This is a genomic window from Microbacterium sp. ZW T2_14 (assembly GCF_044987405.1).
Taxonomy (GTDB): Bacteria; Actinomycetota; Actinomycetes; order Actinomycetales; family Microbacteriaceae; genus Microbacterium.
Genome location: NZ_JBJDRK010000041.1, coordinates 1 through 15,648 on the forward strand (window position 1 = coordinate 1; position 15,648 = coordinate 15,648).

Consider the following 15,648-nt stretch of genomic DNA (forward strand, 5'->3'; position numbering starts at 1 on the left):
GTGCGGCATCGACCACCACCGGCAGCGGCACGCCGAGGAGCGTCTCGGCGTCGGCGCGCGCAGCGGCCACGGGATCGGTGGGCGTCGCGTCGTACGACAGGCGCAGCACGTGCCGGCCGGCGGCGGCGTCCCGCAGCCACGCCCATTTGGCGGTGGCGTGGGTGAGAGCCCGGGCGCCGACCGGTGCCCCGGCGGCGACGAGCAGTCCGGTGCCGCGAGGCGCGGCATCCAATTCGTCCTGCTCCACCACGAGTGTCACGAGGTCGATGCGACGCCCCGGAGCGGCAGGTGCGGCGAGGCTGGGCGCGGCGACGACGACCGTGCCGTCGAGCGTCGCGAGGTCGTCGATGCGGGTGCCGAGGCGGATGTCGGCGCCCAGGCGCGTCAGGTCGTCCGCCAGCGCGGGCACGATGCGGTTGACGCCCCCGCGGATGCCCGCGACCGCGGCGCCCGGGGGAGCGGCGGCGCGCAGCTGCGCGACGGCCCCGCCGAGAGACCCGGCGCTCGCAAGAGCATCCGGCAGCCCGGGATGCGCGCGGGTGACGGGCAGCTCGTCCGGGTGCTGCGAGTGCACGCCGTGCACCACGGGGGCCACCAGGAGGTCGAGCACGTCGTCGCCGTATCGCTCGCGGACGAGGGCGCCGAGGGTCGACGGCACTGTTCCCAGCGGGCGCGCGTCGAGCTCGACCGCCCGCTCCGCCGCCCGGCGGCCGATCACGCGCACCACGTCGTCGGCGAGCGGATCGGACGGGATGCCGAGCAGTGCGGTCGCCGGCAACGGCACCGCGTCGCCCACCACGGGCTGGAGCCACGCCGGCCCGGGCGCGGGGGCGACGATGTCGTCGGCGAGGCCGCGCTCCACCAGCAGCGCCGCGACGACCCCGCCGCGGACGGCGAAGCTCTCGGCGCCGGCATCCAGCGCGATGCCGGCGACGTCGTGTCGCGCGACGGTTCCGCCGAGGCGATCGGATGCCTCGAACAGGGTCACCGCCGCGCCCGACGCTGCGAGCCGGCGGGCGACGACCAGGCCTGCGACGCCGCCGCCGACGACGGAGAAGCGCCCGGCCGCCGAGGATTCAGCCATGCGCGTGGACGAACTCCACGATGCGCGTCAGCACGGTCGGGTCGGTGTCGGGCGGAACGCCGTGGCCGAGGTTCAGCACGTGGGCGCGGGCTGCACGCCCGCGTTCCAGCACGTCGACGATGTGGGCTTCGAGCACCGGCCACGGGGCGCGCAGCAAGGCCGGGTCGATGTTGCCCTGCACCGAGACGTCCGGCCCGATGCGCCGCACGGCCTCGTCGAGCGGCAGGCGCCAGTCGACGCCGACCGTGTCGACGCCGACGTCGCGCATCGCGGCGAGCAGCTCTCCGGTGCCGACGCCGAAGTGGACGAGCGGGACGCCGAGCTCGCGCACCGGCTCGAGCGCGCGCGCCGAGAAGGGCGCGACATGCCGGGTGTAGTCGGCGAGACTCAGCGAGCCCGCCCACGAGTCGAAGAGCTGCCCGGCCGAGGCACCCGCCTCGATCTGCGCGGCGAGGAAGGCTCCGGTGATCTCGGCGCACCACGTCAGCAGCGCCGCCCAGGTCTCGGGGTCGGAGTGCATCAAGGCGCGGGTGCGGAGCTGCTCCTTGGATGGCCCGCCCTCGACCAGGTACGACGCCAGCGTGTACGGGGCGCCCGCGAAGCCGATGAGCGGCGTCTCGCCCAGCTGGGCGACCGTGAGGGCGACGGCTTCACGAATGGGGGCCAAGGCCTCGGGGTCGAGCGGTGGCAGGGCCGCGACATCCGCCGCCGTTCTCACCGGGTTCTCGAGCACCGGCCCGCGGCCGGCGACGATGTGGACGTCGACGCCCGACAACCGCACCGGGATCACGATGTCGCTGAAGAAGATGCCGGCGTCCACGCCGTGGCGGCGCACGGGCTGCAGCGTGATCTCGCTGGCCAGTTCGGGGTTCAGACACGCGTCGAGCATGTCGGTGCCCACGCGCAGCTCGCGGTACTCGGGGAGGGAGCGCCCCGCCTGGCGCATGAACCACACCGGCGTCCGGGTCGGACGATCACCCCGATACGCGCGTATCAGCGCGGGGGGATGGTTTCTCTGAAGGACGGAAGGGTGAGAGTCATGCAACGACACACGTTAAGATTAGGTCTGTGCTCCTCTGTCTGACCGCGAACCATCGGAACGCGAGCCTCGACATCTTGGAGCGTCTCTCTGTGGGAGCGCCCACGGCGACGCGCGCTCTCGTGGATGACGAGCTCTTCGTTTCCGGCGCGGTCGTGCTCGCGACGTGCAACCGGTTCGAGGCGTATCTCGACATCGACGAGCCGCTCACCGGCGGCGAGGCCGTCGCAGTGGAGTCGGTCGTCGAAGCGATGGCCGCGGCATCCGATGTTCCGGTCGATCTGCTGCGTGCGTCGGTCGCGGTGCATCAGGGAGCGGATGCTGCAGCCCACCTATTCGCCGTCACCAGCGGACTGGAGTCGATGGTCGTCGGCGAAGACGAGATCTCGGGCCAGGTGCGCCGCGCTCTCGACGCCGCTCGCGCCGACGGCATGACCAGCAGCGAGCTCGAGCGCCTGTTCCAGAAAGCGACCCACACCAGCCGCGGCGTGCGCAACCGCACGCAGCTGCGCGGTGCGCACCGTTCGCTTGTGCGCCTCGCCCTCGAACTCGCTTCGAGCCGCGTCGCCGACTGGGCCGCCGCGCGCGTCGTGCTGGTCGGCACCGGTCGCTATGCGCAGCGCACCGTCGATGCGCTGCGCGCTCGCGGCGCCGGCGACATCCACGTCTTCTCTCCGTCAGGTCGCGCGCACGCGTTCGCGACGCAGCACGGGCTCATCCCGGTCTCGGACTTCGCCGCTGCGGCCGCCCAGGCGGATGTGGTCATCACCTGCACCGCCGACGCGGTGGTGCACGCCGACGCGTTCGTTCCGGGGCGCCGGGTGCTCGTGATCGACCTCGGACTGCCCCGCAACGTCGACCCCGCCGTCGGGTTGGTCGCCGGTGTCGAGCTGCTCGACCTCGAGACCATCCGGCTGCACGCACCGCTCCAGGAGTTCAGCGCGCACGCCGACGCCCGCGCGATCGTCGGAGACGCGGCGACCGAGTTCCACGCCGACCGGCTCGCCGGGCCGGCCATCACGGCATTGCGCACCGAGGTGCTGAAGACGCTCGACGATGAGATCGTGCGGGCGCGCTCGCGCGGTGCCGGCGACGAGGTCGAGGCGGCGCTGCGGCACCTCGCCGGCGTCCTGCTGCACCAGCCGTCCGTGCGCATTCGGGAGCTCACGGTCGAGGGGCGCATCGATGAGGTCCGCGCGGCGCTCGAGCTGCTGCACGGTCTGTCGATCGACGCTCCCGGCGCCGTCGACACCGCCGCCGACGACGACCTCTGGGAAACCGCGTAGGGGATCCCGACGCCCGCGGGCGTTCTGTCACGACCGCGCGTTGCGTTCCGCGCGGTCGGCGCTGCGTTCCTCGCCGCATGGCGCATCCGCGCTGCGTTCCCCGCTGTGCCCCGCCCCGCGTATTCGTTGACTTGCCGCATATGTACGACACGCCGGGCGTGTCGCGTACAACGAGGCAAGTCAACCCAAAGGGACGAGGGACGGCGACGTGAGTGCGGGTTGCGCAAGCGGCGGCAACTTCTTCGCGCGAAACTCGCGGTGACGCAAGAAGAGGACAGATTGGCGGAGCCGGCAGGGGGCACATTCGACGGAAACTGCTTGTGACATATCGAAGATATGTTCTACGCTTGAGGTATGAGACATTCCGCGCCGCATCCCGGTCCCCAGGGGTCGGGATGCGCCGACGGCGGCGATGATGAGTTCCTGCCGCCTGTGCCGGATGCCGTCGACTTGGTGCTCGAGTCCGCCACGATGCTCGCGGTGTTCGCCGCTGAACGGCTCCGCAGAATCGAGGCGATGCGGCATGAGGCACTCTCGCCGATCGTCGGGAGAGGGGCGGGCGCGGTCGAGATGGCGGAGCGATCCATCCGGCTCGAGCTCTCGGCGGGAATGCGCATCACCGAGTACGCGGCAGGGCGCCTGCTCATGCAGGCCGATGCTCTGGTCAACCGCTATCCGAGTGCCCTGGATGCACTGTCGGGCGCGCGCATCACCGAGAAGCACGCCGAGATCTTCATAGACCTCGTGGATCAGGTCACGCCCGAGCTGCGAGCCGACGTCGTCGAGCGCGCTGTCGCGCTCGCCGAGGCGGAGCCGGTCGGAACATTCCGGCGCGGCCTCCGCGACCTCATCGCGCGGCTCGAGAGCAGGACTCTCGAAGAGCGTCACGCCGCGGCGCTCGGTGGTCGTCGGGTGGTCGTCGAATCCGGCGCCGACGGCATGGGTCTCCTGATGCTGCATGGTCCGCAGGTCGAGCTGCACGCCATCTTCGGTCGCGCGACGGCGATGGCGAAGGCGATCAAGAAGTCGCCGGGCGAGACGCGGACACTCGATCAGATCCGCGCCGACGTCGTCGCCGACCTTCTCATCGACGGCACGACCGCGCACCATCCGGCCACGGCATCGGGCATCAGGGCCGCGGTTGTCGTGACCGTGCCGGTGCTGTCGCTGCTCGACGACGAGGCTGCGGCGGCCGGTGACCCGCCGGTGGTCGAAGGGGTCGGGCCGGTTCCGCTGTCGCGTGCCAGGGAACTCTGCGGCGGCGAGGCGAAGTGGATGCGAGTGCTCACGCATCCGGAGACAGCCGTCGTCCTGTCCGTCGGCCGGGACCGGTACACTCCGCCGGCCGCGCTACAGAAGCTCGTGAAATGGCGAGCGGATCGATGCATGGGTCCTGGCTGCGGGGTGCCGGCATCCCGGTGCGAGGTCGACCATCAGATCAGGTGGGCAGACCAGGGCGAGACGGCGCTCGAGAACCACGCCCCGTTGTGCAAAGGCCACCACCTCGTCAAGGACAACACCGATTGGGTCGTCACGCAGGTTCCAGGATCCGGCGGCGCTCTCGAGTGGATCTCACCCACCGGGCGGCGCTACGTGGTGCAGCCCGAACGCAAGGTTCCGGTGTTCCGCAGCGACCGCGCAGGCGACGCGAGCAGCGCGCCGTTCTGAGGAGACCGGGACCCCGCAGTCTGTCGCATTTCTCGGTCTTCTGGTTGACTCTCACACTGTGTCAGGGCCGAACGTGGACTCCACCATGTACACCATCGGAGACTTCGCCGCGATCGGGCGGGTGAGCGTACGCATGCTGCGTCACTACGACGCGATCGGCATCCTGCCTCCCGCGCACGTCGACGATCGCACCGGCTACCGCCACTACGCCGACGCGCAGCTGGCCGACCTGCTGCGACTCGTCGAACTGCGCGAGCTCGGCTGCGGTCTCGATGTGATCGGCGATGTCCTGTCCGCCCCCGATCGATCCGCCGCCATGCGCGAGGCGCTGCAGCAGCGCCGTGCGCAGCTCGAGGCTTCGATCGCCGCGGATCAGGACCGGCTCGCCCACATCGACGAACGTCTTCGCACCCTGGAAGGAAACGCCATGTCCGCTGTCGAATACCGTCCGGTCGCACCCGTCACCGTCTACGCCGTCGGTGGGCGCGCACCGGGGATGGGACCCGAGAACGTCTCGCCCGTGATCGACCCCCTGCTGGAACGCCTCGATCGGGCACTCGGTGCCGCGGGCCGTGCTCCGCGTGAGCCCGGCGTGTTCTGGTACGAGACCGTGCCGGACTCCGAGGAGCTCTCGGTGCACGTGAGCTTCACGGCCGACCCCGAGCCGGTCCCGGGCGAGGGATACGACGTGGTCGAACTGCCTCACATCCCGACAGCCGGCGTCCTCACGCACCACGGAGACATGCCGAGCATCGGCAGGTCGTGGATGACGCTGATGAGCCAGGTCGTCGAGGACGGCTACCGCATCGTCGGCCCCACACGCGAGGTGTACGTCGAGGCCGGCCCCGGGCTCGATCAGTCGGAGTGGGTCACCGACCTCATCGTCCCCGTCGAGAAGGACTGAAGCTCCCGGCCGACGAGGCTGACCCGTCGCTGGTCGCAGGGAGGGGTCAGCCGGCCAGCTCGTGCAGCAGGAACGCGCCGAGAAAGCCGATCGTCGCCCACAGCCCGGTGAGGGCGTGCTGCTCGTCGAACGCCTCTGGGATCATCGTGTTGCACACCATGGCGAGCAGCCCGCCGGCGGCGATCGTCGTGATCAGCGCGATGAGGCTCGGCGGAGCCGATTGGAACGCGACGTAGCCGACGACCGCCGCCACGACCGTGACCATGGCGATGCCGATCCACAGCACCGCGACATAGCGTCCGCTCCTGCCCCCGCGCTTGAGGGCGGCCGTCGATCCGAGCCCCTCGGGGATGTTGCTGATCGCGATGGCGGCCACGATGGGGATGCTGATCCCACCCTCCAGCACCGACAGACCCATCACGATCGACTCCGGGATGCCGTCGATCAGCGCACCGACCGCGATCACGACGCCCGCACTGCCCGCGGCCCCCGCCGCACGCCGCGCCACGATGTTCGCCGGCGGATCGGCGGGGGCGGCATCCTGTCCGGCCGCGCGCGCCGAGGGGACCCGCGCCGAGCGCGGGCGAGAGATCAGCTGATCCGCGACGATGTAGAGGATCGCGCCGCCCAGGAAGCCGACCGTCGTCGGCACCAGCCCGCCGTCCTCGGCGGCCTGTTCGACCAGTTCGAAGGCCAGCGTCGAGATCAGCACACCGGCGCCGAGCGCCATGATGCCCGCGACGACCCGCTGCGGGATCGCGACGAACCAGGCGACGGCCGCGCCGAGGAGCAGCGCTCCGCCGCCGATGAGGCCGCTCAGCGCGGCGAGCCAGACGCCATCCATGGCGCCAACCTAGTGGCCGGGGTCGTCTGGCGGGGGGAGGTGCGACGAGAGGCACGCCGGGGTGGCCGAGCGAGCGAGGCGTTTCGTCTGGCTGGCGGGCGCTCGCTCGCTCAACGGCCGGGAGCGGAAGCGGAGAGGGCGAACCACGCGCGATCACGGGCCCAGGCGGAACGCGTCCATCCGCGGGCCCGTGATCCCGCGGGCGCTCAGACCGTGGCGGCGGCCTCGCGGGCGCGGAGATCCTTGCGAAGGATCTTGCCGGCGGTCGACTTGGGGATCGCCTCGATGAACTCGACGCGACGCACCTTCTTGTGCGGGGCGACCTGCTCCGCGACGAAGGTCATGACCTCGTCCTCGGTGAGCCCGGATTCCGGCGCGGGCACGATGAAGGCCTTCGGGATCTCCTGCTTGTCGTCGTCGAGCACGCCGATGACCGCGGCATCCATCACCTTCGGATGACTCAGCAGCAACGCCTCGAGCTCGGCCGGTGCGATCTGATAGCCCTTGTACTTGATGAGCTCCTTGACCCGGTCGACGATCGAGAAGTACCCGCCCTCGTGGTACACGGCGATGTCGCCGGTGTGGAGGAAGCCGTCGGCATCGAGCGTCTCGGCTGTCGCCTCGGGCTGGTTCAGGTAGCCGAGCATGACGTTCGGCCCCTTGACCCACAGCTCGCCCGGCTTTGTGACGCCATCGGGGCCGACCTCGGTGATCTCTTCGCCGGTCTCGGTGTCGACGAGCTTGTTGAGCGTGTTGGGCAGCATTCCACCGACGGAGCTGACCGGCTCGTCGTCGCGGCCGTAGTACATCGCGTGCGAGACGGGGCTCAGCTCGCTCATGCCGTAGCCCTGCAGCATGCGTGCGTGGATCCGCCGGCCGGCGATGTCGGCGGTCTCGCCGTCGAGCGGTGCCGCGCCCGAGAACACCGTGTGCACGCTCGAGATGTCGAACTGGTCGACGATCGGGTGCTTGGCGAGAGCCACCGCGATCGGGGGAGCGATGTACAGGTACGTGCACTGGTACTTCTGGATGTTCGTCAAGAACTCCACGAGGTCGAACTTCGGCATCGTGACAAGGCTCGCGCGCTTGCGCAGGGCGAGGTTCAGCAGCACCGTCATGCCGTAGATATGGAAGAACGGCAGCACCGCGAGCACACGATCGGTCGGCTCGAGGTTCATATTGGGCACGCACTGCGCCACGTTCGCGACGAGGTTGCGATGCGAGAGCATCACGCCCTTCGGCACGCCGGTCGTGCCCGACGAATAGGGCAGCACCGCGACGTGGGTCGCGGGGTCGAACGAGACCTCCGGCGCCGTGGCGCCCTCGGAGAGCAGCTCGCGGAGATTCGGATGCCCGGACGCTCCGTCGAGCACGATGACGCGGTCGTGGGGGATGCCGACGGCCTCGGCAGCGGTCGACGCCTGGGGGAGCAGCGGACTGACCGTGATGAGCCAGGTCGCCCCGGCATCCCGCAGTTGCTTCTCGATCTCGCCGGCGGTGTAGAGCGAATTCACGGTCGTGACCGTCGCACCCGCCCGGAGAATGCCGTGGAACACCGTCGCGAACGCCGGCACATTCGGGCACAGCAGCCCGAGCACGGTATCGAGGCCCACGCCGCGTGCAGCGAGAGCTCCCGCGAACAGGTCGATCTGCCCGCGGAGAGCGCCGTAGGTCGTCTCGGCGCCGGTGGCGGGGTCGATGAGCGCGACCCGCCCGAGATCCTCGTCGGTCAGGCTCGCGAAGAGGTAGTCGTAGATGCTCAGTTCGGGGATCTCGACATCGGGACGAGGGCTGGTGAACACCGGATCTCCTTTGATCGGGGTGGCGCGGATCTCTGATCGGGGTGGCGCGGACGGCCGGTCGCCGCACCCTCGCGACGCCGTGCGACCATCATGCCACCCCGATCGCGGATCCTGGCACGCGATTCCGTCAACGGTGGAACGCAGTGTCAGTCCCGGCCGGGCGTCACCGCCGTCAGTGGGCGAGCGCGGGCTGACGACCGCCGGCGGCGAGCCGCTCGGCGGCGAGACCCTCGGCGGCCTCGAGCGGGGTCACTCCCCGCGACTCGGCGGCGTCGAAGATCCGGCGCACGGTGTCGCCGATCTGCGCGACCCGGTCCATGATCTCGGCACGGGTGCCGAGCTGCTTCGCCTCGAGATCGAGGTAGATCACACCGCCCGCGTTGACGACGAAGTCAGGGGCGTACAGGATGCCGCGACCGGCGAGTCGCTGGGCGCCGCTGTGATCGGCCAGTGGGTTGTTGGCGGGTCCGCACACGGCCTTCGCGTCGAGCGCGTCGATGACCTCGTCGGTGAGGAGGCCGCCGATGCCGGCGGGCACGAACACATCGGCCGGCGCCAGGTGCTCCTCGCCGGGGCTGACCCAGTCGGCGCCCAGCTCTGCCGCGAGGTCGCGCTTGGCCGGGTTCACGTCGGTCACGGTCAGGCGCGCACCCTCCGCGGAGAGGCGGACCGCGAGACGGCTGCCCACCTGGCCGAGACCCGAGATCGTGATGCGACGGCCCGCCACATCGGCGGTGCCGGCGACGCGCTCGAGCGTCGCGCGCAGGGCCTCATAGACGCCGAGACTCGTGGGGCCCGCGGGCTCGCCCGAGCCGCCGACCGCATCGGGCAGCCCGACCACGTGCTCGGTGCGCTCGCTGACGACGAGCATGTCGTCGGTCGTCGAGCCGACGTCTTCGGCGGTCCGGTACAGGCCGTGCAGAGACTCGACGGCGTCGCCGAGGTCGAGGAAGGCGGCGCGCCGACGATCGGCGTCGAGCGTCGTGCCCGGCGGCAGGGCGATCACGGACTTGCCGCCACCCGCGTCGAGGCCGGCCGCGGCGTTCTTGAGCGTCATGGCAGCCGACAGCCGCAGCGCGTCGCCGAGGGCGTCGCTCCAGTGCGGATACGTCCAGAGCCGCGCGCCGCCGAGAGCCGAGCCGAGTGCGGACGAGTGCAGCGCGACGGTGAGGAAGAGGCCGCTGCGCCGTCCGGTGATCACCTCCACCCGCTCGTGTGCGAAATCGGGCAGGGGCAGAGTGGGCACAGTGTGCATCATCGCGATACTTCCTTCGGCGGGCCTCGTGGGCGGTGCGCTGCGGATGGCGCGGCGTTGCGGCATCCACCTCCCATTGCACACCGGTTCGCCGGATTGTTCAAGTGTGGCGTCGGCGAGTGCGCAGATTGCGACCTGTAGGGGGAGAAGCCTGCGCATGCGTCACCAGAGTGCGCGCAATCGATAGCATCGATGGATGCCGGATGCCTACACCCACGGTCATCATGAGAGCGTCCTGCGGTCGCACCGCTGGCGCACTGCCGAGAACTCCGCCGCCTATCTCCTGCCGCACCTGCGTCCCGGGCTCTCCGTACTCGACGTGGGCAGCGGACCGGGTTCGATCACGGCTGATCTCGCCGCGCTGGTGGCACCTGGTCGTGTGGTGGGGACGGATGCCTCGGCCGACGTGATCGCTCAGGCCGCCGCCGACCACACGGCGCCCGGCCTCTCGTTCGAGGTCGGCGATGCGTACGCCCTGCCCTACGACGAGGGCGAGTTCGACGTCGTGCACGCCCACCAGGTGCTGCAGCACGTGGACCGGCCGGTCGGCATGCTGCGCGAGCTCGGCCGGGTCGCGGGGCCGGATGGGCTCGTGGCCGCACGCGACGTCGACTACGAGGGCGTGATCTGGTACCCGCTGATCCCCGCGCTCGACGAATGGCTCGCGCTCTACCTCACCACCCACCGGAGCGTCGCAGGCGAGCCCGCCGCCGGTCGCCGATTGAAGGCATGGGCGCGAGAAGCCGGACTCACCGACATCCGGGCCACCGCGTCGCTGTGGCTGTTCGAAGACGAGGGCGACCGGGCCTGGTGGGGCGGGATGTGGGCCGACCGCGTGCTGCAGTCCGCCTTCGCCGACTCGGCGCGCGCGACGGGCGCCGACGACGCGCAGCTGCAGCGCATCTCGGACGGCTGGCGGGAGTGGGCCGCGGCCGAAGACGGCTGGCTGCTGATGCCGCACGGCGAGATCCTCGCGCACGGAACCCGTCGGGAGGCCGCCCGGTGACCACGTCCGCCTCGCTGCCCGCGCGCAGCCGTCTCGTCCACGATGCCATCCGGGCCGCCGGCATTCCCGGCGACATCGTCGTGCTTCCGGATGCCGCCTCCACCGCGGCACTGGCGGCGGCGGCTCTCGGTGTCGAGGTGGGAGCGATCGCCAACAGCCTCGTCTTCTTCTGCGACGGCGCACCGCTCCTCGTCATGACGAGCGGGGCCCACCGCGTCGACACCGCAGCGCTCGCCGAGCGCCTGGGTCTCGGCAAGATCCAGCGTGCGACACCCGAGCAGGTGCGCGAGGCCACCGGGCAGGCGATCGGCGGGGTCGCTCCCACGGGGCATCCGTCGGCGCTCCGCACCGTCGTCGACGAAGACCTCGCCCGCTACCCCGAGATCTGGGCCGCCGGAGGCACTCCGCACACCGTCTTCCCGATGACATTCGACGAGCTCGTGCGCCTCACCGGCGGGACGGTCGCCAAGGTCGACTGACGACGGACGGCTCCGCTTCGTCAGGCGCGTCGGCTGCGCCCGATGCGCCGCTCGAGCTCGTCGGCGGCCGCGCGTGCCGCGGCGGAGAGGACTGCCGAGGTCTCCGTCTCGGGGCTGCCGGCGCTCGCCGACCACGTGAGCGCGACGGCGGCCGCGGGCCAGCCGGTGTGGTCGCGCACGACGGCGCCGATCGAGCGCATGCCGAGCGTGACCTCGCCGTCTTCGATCGCGTAGCCACGGTCGCGCACCTCGCGCAGCACCTCCCGCAGCTCGCCGGGCCGGCGAGGTCCTCGGCCGGTCCGGTCGGCGAAGGCCGCGGCATCCGGGAACAGCGCCCGCACCTGCTCGCGCGGCAGGGCCGCGAGCATCGCCCGGCCCGTCGCCGTCAGGTGCGCAGGAAGGCGCACGCCGACGTCGGTCACGAGTGCGGGCCGGCGCGGCGCACGCTCCTCGACGATGTAGAGCACGTCGCGTCCGTGCATCACGGCGAGATGCGCGCTCTCGCCTGCCCGGTCGACGAGGTCGGCGAGCACGGGCCGCCCCAGACGGGCCAGTGGCTCCTGACGCGAATATCCACCGGCCAGTTCGAAGGCGGCGATGCCGAGGCCCCACCGACGCTCTTCGGGCAGGTGCACGACGAACTGGTGCTCCTGCAGCGTGGTGAGCAGGTGGTACACCGTGGAGCGCGGAATGCCGAGCGCGGTCGCGATCGCCCGCGCCGGGGCGGGACCGCGCTGGCGCGCGAGGAACGACAGGATCCGCAGCGTCTGGTCGGCGGCCGGCACCTGCGGGCGTGCGGGATCCGCGACGGGCGGGTCGGACGAGAGATCTCGGCTGTCTGGCATGACAGACACAGGATGCCACGAGCCGGTGTCGCGCGGCAGCCCGGCGGTGTGGAATCGGAGCATGAGCGCGAGTCTCGACAGCACCGTCACGCCCACATCCGCGAGCGACGCCCCGGCCGTGAGCCGCCGCGCCGTCACACTCGGTGCGGCGCCCCTGGCCCCGGCGGACGTCGTCGCCGTCGCCCGCCACGGCGCACACGTCATCGTCGCCCCCGAGGCGCTGGCCCGCGTGGCGGCGTCCCGCGCCCTCGTCGAAGGGCTCGCCGACGACCCCGAACCCCACTACGGCATCTCGACCGGCTTCGGCGCGCTCGCCACCACGTTCATCGCCCCCGAGCGGCGCAGGCAGCTGCAGGCGAGCCTCATCCGCTCGCACGCGGCCGGCACCGGGCCCGAGGTGGAGCGCGAGGTCGTGCGCGCCCTCATGCTGCTGCGGCTGCAGACCCTCGCCACCGGCCACACCGGCGTGCGCCCTGTCATCGTCGAGACCTACGCGGGCATGCTCAACGCCGGCATCACACCGATCGTCCGCGAGTACGGCTCGCTCGGCTGCTCGGGCGACCTCGCCCCGCTGTCGCACGTCGCGCTCGCCGCGATGGGCGAGGGCCGCGTCCGCAACGCCGACGGCGAAGAGGTCGAGGCCGCCGACGCGCTGGCCGCGGCATCCCTCACCCCTCTTGTGCTGCGCGAGAAGGAGGGACTCGCGCTCATCAACGGCACCGACGGCATGCTCGGGATGCTGCTGCTCGCGCTCCACGACATCTCGCTGCTTCTGGACACCGCCGACGTCGCCGCCGCGATGTCGGTCGAATCGCAGTTGGGCACCGACGCCGTGTTCGCCGCCGACCTGCAGGCCCTGCGCCCCCAGGTGGGCCAGTCGGTGTCGGCCGCGAACCTGCGTGCCGTGCTGGCCGGCTCGCCCATCGTCGCGTCGCACCGGGACCCCGCCGTCTGCACGCGCGTGCAGGATGCGTACTCGCTGCGCTGCTCGCCCCAGGTGCACGGCGCCGCGCGCGACACCGCCGACCATGCGCTCACGATCGCGACGCGAGAGCTCGCCGCCGCCGTCGACAACCCCGTCATCACCGACGATGGCCGCGTCGAGTCCAACGGCAACTTCCACGGTGCTCCGGTGGCGTACGTGCTCGACTTCCTCGCGATCGCCGTCGCCGACGTCGCCTCGATCTCGGAGCGCCGCACCGACCGCGCGCTCGACCCCGCCCGCAGCAACGGCCTCCCGCCGTTCCTCGCGCACGAGGTGGGCGTCGACTCGGGCTTCATGATCGCCCAGTACGCCGCGGCGGGGATCGTCTCGGAGCTGAAGCGGCTCGCGGTGCCGGCATCCGTCGACTCCATCCCGTCATCGGCCATGCAGGAGGACCACGTGTCGATGGGGTGGGCCGCGGCACGCAAGCTGCGCCGCGCGGTCGACGGGCTCTCGCGCGTGCTCGCCATCGAGGTGCTGACGGCCGCACGCGCCCTCGACCTGCGTGCGCCGCTGCAGCCCGGCGCTGCGACCGGCGCCGTGCGCGACCTGGTGCGCACCGTCGCGGGCGGACCCGGACCCGACCGGTTCCTGTCACCCGAGATGGAGGCCGCGACCACGTTGGTCGCGTCCGGCGCCGTCGCCCAGGCCGCCTTCCCCACCCGCGCCTTTCAGAGCGCCGCCCTCTCGACCAGCAAGAAGGAGTGAGATGTCCGTTTCCACAGGTTCGACGGCCGAGGTGAAGGCCCCCACTGTCCGCGCGCCACGCGGCCCGGAGCGCACCGCGAAGAGCTGGGGCGCCGAGGCCGCCAAGCGCATGCTCATGAACAACCTCGACCCCGAGGTCGCCGAGCACCCCGAGGATCTCGTCGTCTACGGCGGCACGGGCAAGGCCGCGCGCAGCTGGGCGGCGTTCGACGCGATCGTCCGCACGCTCGACGAGCTCGAGCCCGACGAGACCCTGCTGGTGCAGTCCGGCAAGCCCGTCGGCGTGTTCCGCACGCACGAGTGGGCGCCCCGCGTGCTGATCGCCAACTCCAACCTCGTCGGCGACTGGGCCACCTGGCCCGAGTTCCGCCGGCTCGAGGAGCTCGGTCTCACGATGTACGGCCAGATGACGGCCGGCTCGTGGATCTACATCGGCACGCAGGGCATCCTGCAAGGCACGTACGAGACGTTCGCGGCCGTCGCACGGTCCCTCGCCGAGAAGAAGGGGACGGATGCCGCGACCGCGAGCCTCGCGGGCACCCTGACGCTCACCGGCGGCGCGGGCGGGATGGGCGGCGCGCAGCCCCTGGCCGTGACGCTCAACGGGGGAGCGGTGCTCGTCGTCGATGTCGATGAGTCGCGCCTCGCCCGCCGGGTCCAACACGGCTACCTCGACGAGTACACGACCGACCTCGACGCCGCGCTCGCGCGGGTCGTCGCGGCGAAGGCGGCGGGCGAGGCGCTCTCGGTCGGCGTCGTCGGAAACGCCGCGGAGGTCTTCGGCGACATCCTGCTCCGGCATCGCGCGGGCGAGGTCGCCGTCGACATCGTCACGGATCAGACGAGCGCGCACGACCCGCTCGCCTACCTGCCGGTGGGGATCGCGTTCGAGGACTGGAAGGCGGAGGCCGCCCGCGATCCCGAGGCCTTCACCGCCCGCTCCCGCGGCAGCATGGCGAAGCACGTCGCCGCGATGGTCGGATTCCAGGATGCCGGCGCCGAAGTCTTCGACTACGGCAACTCGATCCGCGCCGAGGCGCAGCTCGGCGGCTTCGAGCGCGCCTTCGACTTCCCGGGCTTCGTGCCGGCGTACATCCGCCCGCAGTTCGCCGAGGGGCGCGGACCGTTCCGCTGGGTCGCCCTCTCGGGAGACCCCGAGGACATCCGCAAGACCGATGAGGCGGTCAAGGCGCTCTTCCCCGACAACGCCGGTCTCGTGCGGTGGCTCGACAAGGCGAGCGATGCCGTGCACTTCGAAGGGCTGCCGGCGCGCATCTGCTGGCTCGGCTACCAGGAGCGGCACCTCGCGGGTCTCAAGTTCAACGAGATGGTGGCGTCGGGCGAGCTGTCGGCCCCGATCGTCATCGGCCGCGACCACCTCGACGCCGGCTCGGTGGCGAGTCCCTACCGGGAGACGGAGGCGATGGCCGACGGCTCCGACGCGATCGCCGACTGGCCGCTGCTCAACGCGCTGCTCAACACCGCGTCGGGCGCGGCCTGGGTGTCGATCCACCACGGCGGCGGTGTCGGCATCGGACGCAGCATCCATGCCGGTCAGGTCACCGTCGCCGACGGCACCCCCCTCGCCGCCGAGAAGCTCGCCCGCGTGCTCACGAACGACCCGGGCACCGGCGTCATGCGCCACGTGGACGCCGGCTACGAGCGGGCCAAGGAGGTCGCGCGCGAGCGCGGGCTTCAGGTGCCGATGCTCGATGCGTGACCCCGACACGAACGGACGGATGC

13 protein-coding genes are annotated in these 15,648 nt (G+C 71.6%); 7 read left to right on the forward strand and 6 right to left on the reverse strand.

Features of this window, described 5'->3' with window-relative positions; all coding sequences use genetic code 11:
• Both ACI3KY_RS14065 and hemE read right to left on the reverse strand, forming a co-directional pair.
• Window positions 1–1,084: protoporphyrinogen/coproporphyrinogen oxidase (locus tag ACI3KY_RS14065; RefSeq protein ID WP_404930783.1), on the reverse strand; the 1,084-nt coding region annotated here is incomplete at its 3' end.
• Window positions 1,077–2,135, reverse strand: coding sequence for a uroporphyrinogen decarboxylase (hemE, locus tag ACI3KY_RS14070; protein ID WP_404930784.1), 1,059 nt, complete (start codon window positions 2,133–2,135; stop codon window positions 1,077–1,079). The genes ACI3KY_RS14065 and hemE, both read right to left, overlap by 8 nt.
• 17 nt (window positions 2,136–2,152) lie before the next feature.
• On the opposite strand from hemE, the gene ACI3KY_RS14075 reads away from it, so the two are divergent.
• The 3 genes from ACI3KY_RS14075 to ACI3KY_RS14085 all read left to right on the forward strand — a co-directional run bounded on the left by ACI3KY_RS14075 (window position 2,153) and on the right by ACI3KY_RS14085 (window position 5,981).
• Window positions 2,153–3,409, forward strand: a complete 1,257-nt coding sequence (locus ACI3KY_RS14075; RefSeq protein ID WP_404930785.1) for a glutamyl-tRNA reductase — start codon at window positions 2,153–2,155, stop codon at window positions 3,407–3,409.
• A 354-nt stretch (window positions 3,410–3,763) separates the two neighbouring features.
• Window positions 3,764–5,077, forward strand: a complete 1,314-nt coding sequence (locus ACI3KY_RS14080; protein ID WP_404930786.1) for a DUF222 domain-containing protein — start codon at window positions 3,764–3,766, stop codon at window positions 5,075–5,077.
• Window positions 5,078–5,162: 85 nt separating this feature from the next.
• Window positions 5,163–5,981: a MerR family transcriptional regulator gene (locus ACI3KY_RS14085; protein ID WP_404930787.1), complete on the forward strand. Its 819-nt coding sequence runs from the start codon at window positions 5,163–5,165 to the stop codon at window positions 5,979–5,981.
• Between the two features lie 46 nt (window positions 5,982–6,027).
• Here the strand turns inward: ACI3KY_RS14085 and ACI3KY_RS14090 are convergent, their stop codons facing one another.
• The 3 genes from ACI3KY_RS14090 to ACI3KY_RS14100 form a co-directional block, all read right to left on the reverse strand.
• The gene (locus ACI3KY_RS14090; RefSeq protein ID WP_404930788.1) at window positions 6,028–6,825 is read right to left on the reverse strand and encodes a ZIP family metal transporter; all 798 of its coding nucleotides are present in this window, start codon (window positions 6,823–6,825) and stop codon (window positions 6,028–6,030) included.
• Between the two features lie 206 nt (window positions 6,826–7,031).
• Entirely contained in the window at window positions 7,032–8,627 is a 1,596-nt protein-coding gene (locus ACI3KY_RS14095; RefSeq protein ID WP_404930789.1) for an AMP-binding protein, read from the reverse strand.
• A gap of 172 nt (window positions 8,628–8,799) precedes the next feature.
• Complete coding sequence (locus tag ACI3KY_RS14100) at window positions 8,800–9,885, reverse strand: Glu/Leu/Phe/Val dehydrogenase dimerization domain-containing protein (RefSeq protein WP_404930790.1); 1,086 nt, start codon at window positions 9,883–9,885, stop codon at window positions 8,800–8,802.
• A 193-nt stretch (window positions 9,886–10,078) separates the two neighbouring features.
• On the opposite strand from ACI3KY_RS14100, the gene ACI3KY_RS14105 reads away from it, so the two are divergent.
• Both ACI3KY_RS14105 and ACI3KY_RS14110 read left to right on the forward strand, forming a co-directional pair.
• Complete coding sequence (locus ACI3KY_RS14105) at window positions 10,079–10,888, forward strand: methyltransferase domain-containing protein (RefSeq protein WP_404930791.1); 810 nt, start codon at window positions 10,079–10,081, stop codon at window positions 10,886–10,888.
• Window positions 10,885–11,367, forward strand: a complete 483-nt coding sequence (locus ACI3KY_RS14110; RefSeq protein ID WP_404930792.1) for a YbaK/EbsC family protein — start codon at window positions 10,885–10,887, stop codon at window positions 11,365–11,367. The genes ACI3KY_RS14105 and ACI3KY_RS14110 overlap by 4 nt, the downstream gene beginning before the upstream one ends.
• 20 nt (window positions 11,368–11,387) lie before the next feature.
• Here the strand turns inward: ACI3KY_RS14110 and ACI3KY_RS14115 are convergent, their stop codons facing one another.
• Window positions 11,388–12,212: an IclR family transcriptional regulator gene (locus ACI3KY_RS14115; RefSeq protein WP_404930793.1), complete on the reverse strand. Its 825-nt coding sequence runs from the start codon at window positions 12,210–12,212 to the stop codon at window positions 11,388–11,390.
• Between the two features lie 61 nt (window positions 12,213–12,273).
• Here ACI3KY_RS14115 and hutH point away from each other — a divergent pair, with 61 nt between their 5' ends.
• Window positions 12,274–13,905, forward strand: coding sequence for a histidine ammonia-lyase (gene hutH / locus ACI3KY_RS14120; protein ID WP_404930794.1), 1,632 nt, complete (start codon window positions 12,274–12,276; stop codon window positions 13,903–13,905).
• Between the two features lies 1 nt (window position 13,906).
• The gene (hutU, locus tag ACI3KY_RS14125) at window positions 13,907–15,625 is read left to right on the forward strand and encodes a urocanate hydratase (RefSeq protein WP_404930795.1); all 1,719 of its coding nucleotides are present in this window, start codon (window positions 13,907–13,909) and stop codon (window positions 15,623–15,625) included.
• Window positions 15,626–15,648 lie beyond the last annotated feature (23 nt).

What these genes read in the sequence shown, in the direction of transcription:
- hutU (WP_404930795.1), top strand. Translation starts at nt 13,907, where the DNA reads ATGTCCGTTTCCACAGGTTCGACGGCCGAGGTGAAGGCCCCCACTGTC.
- ACI3KY_RS14115 (WP_404930793.1), bottom strand. Translation starts at nt 12,212, where the DNA reads ATGCCAGACAGCCGAGATCTCTCGTCCGACCCGCCCGTCGCGGATCCC.
- ACI3KY_RS14080 (WP_404930786.1), top strand. Translation starts at nt 3,764, where the DNA reads ATGAGACATTCCGCGCCGCATCCCGGTCCCCAGGGGTCGGGATGCGCC.
- ACI3KY_RS14085 (WP_404930787.1), top strand. Translation starts at nt 5,163, where the DNA reads ATGTACACCATCGGAGACTTCGCCGCGATCGGGCGGGTGAGCGTACGC.
- hutH (WP_404930794.1), top strand. Translation starts at nt 12,274, where the DNA reads ATGAGCGCGAGTCTCGACAGCACCGTCACGCCCACATCCGCGAGCGAC.
- ACI3KY_RS14105 (WP_404930791.1), top strand. Translation starts at nt 10,079, where the DNA reads ATGCCGGATGCCTACACCCACGGTCATCATGAGAGCGTCCTGCGGTCG.
- ACI3KY_RS14100 (WP_404930790.1), bottom strand. Translation starts at nt 9,885, where the DNA reads ATGATGCACACTGTGCCCACTCTGCCCCTGCCCGATTTCGCACACGAG.
- ACI3KY_RS14090 (WP_404930788.1), bottom strand. Translation starts at nt 6,825, where the DNA reads ATGGATGGCGTCTGGCTCGCCGCGCTGAGCGGCCTCATCGGCGGCGGA.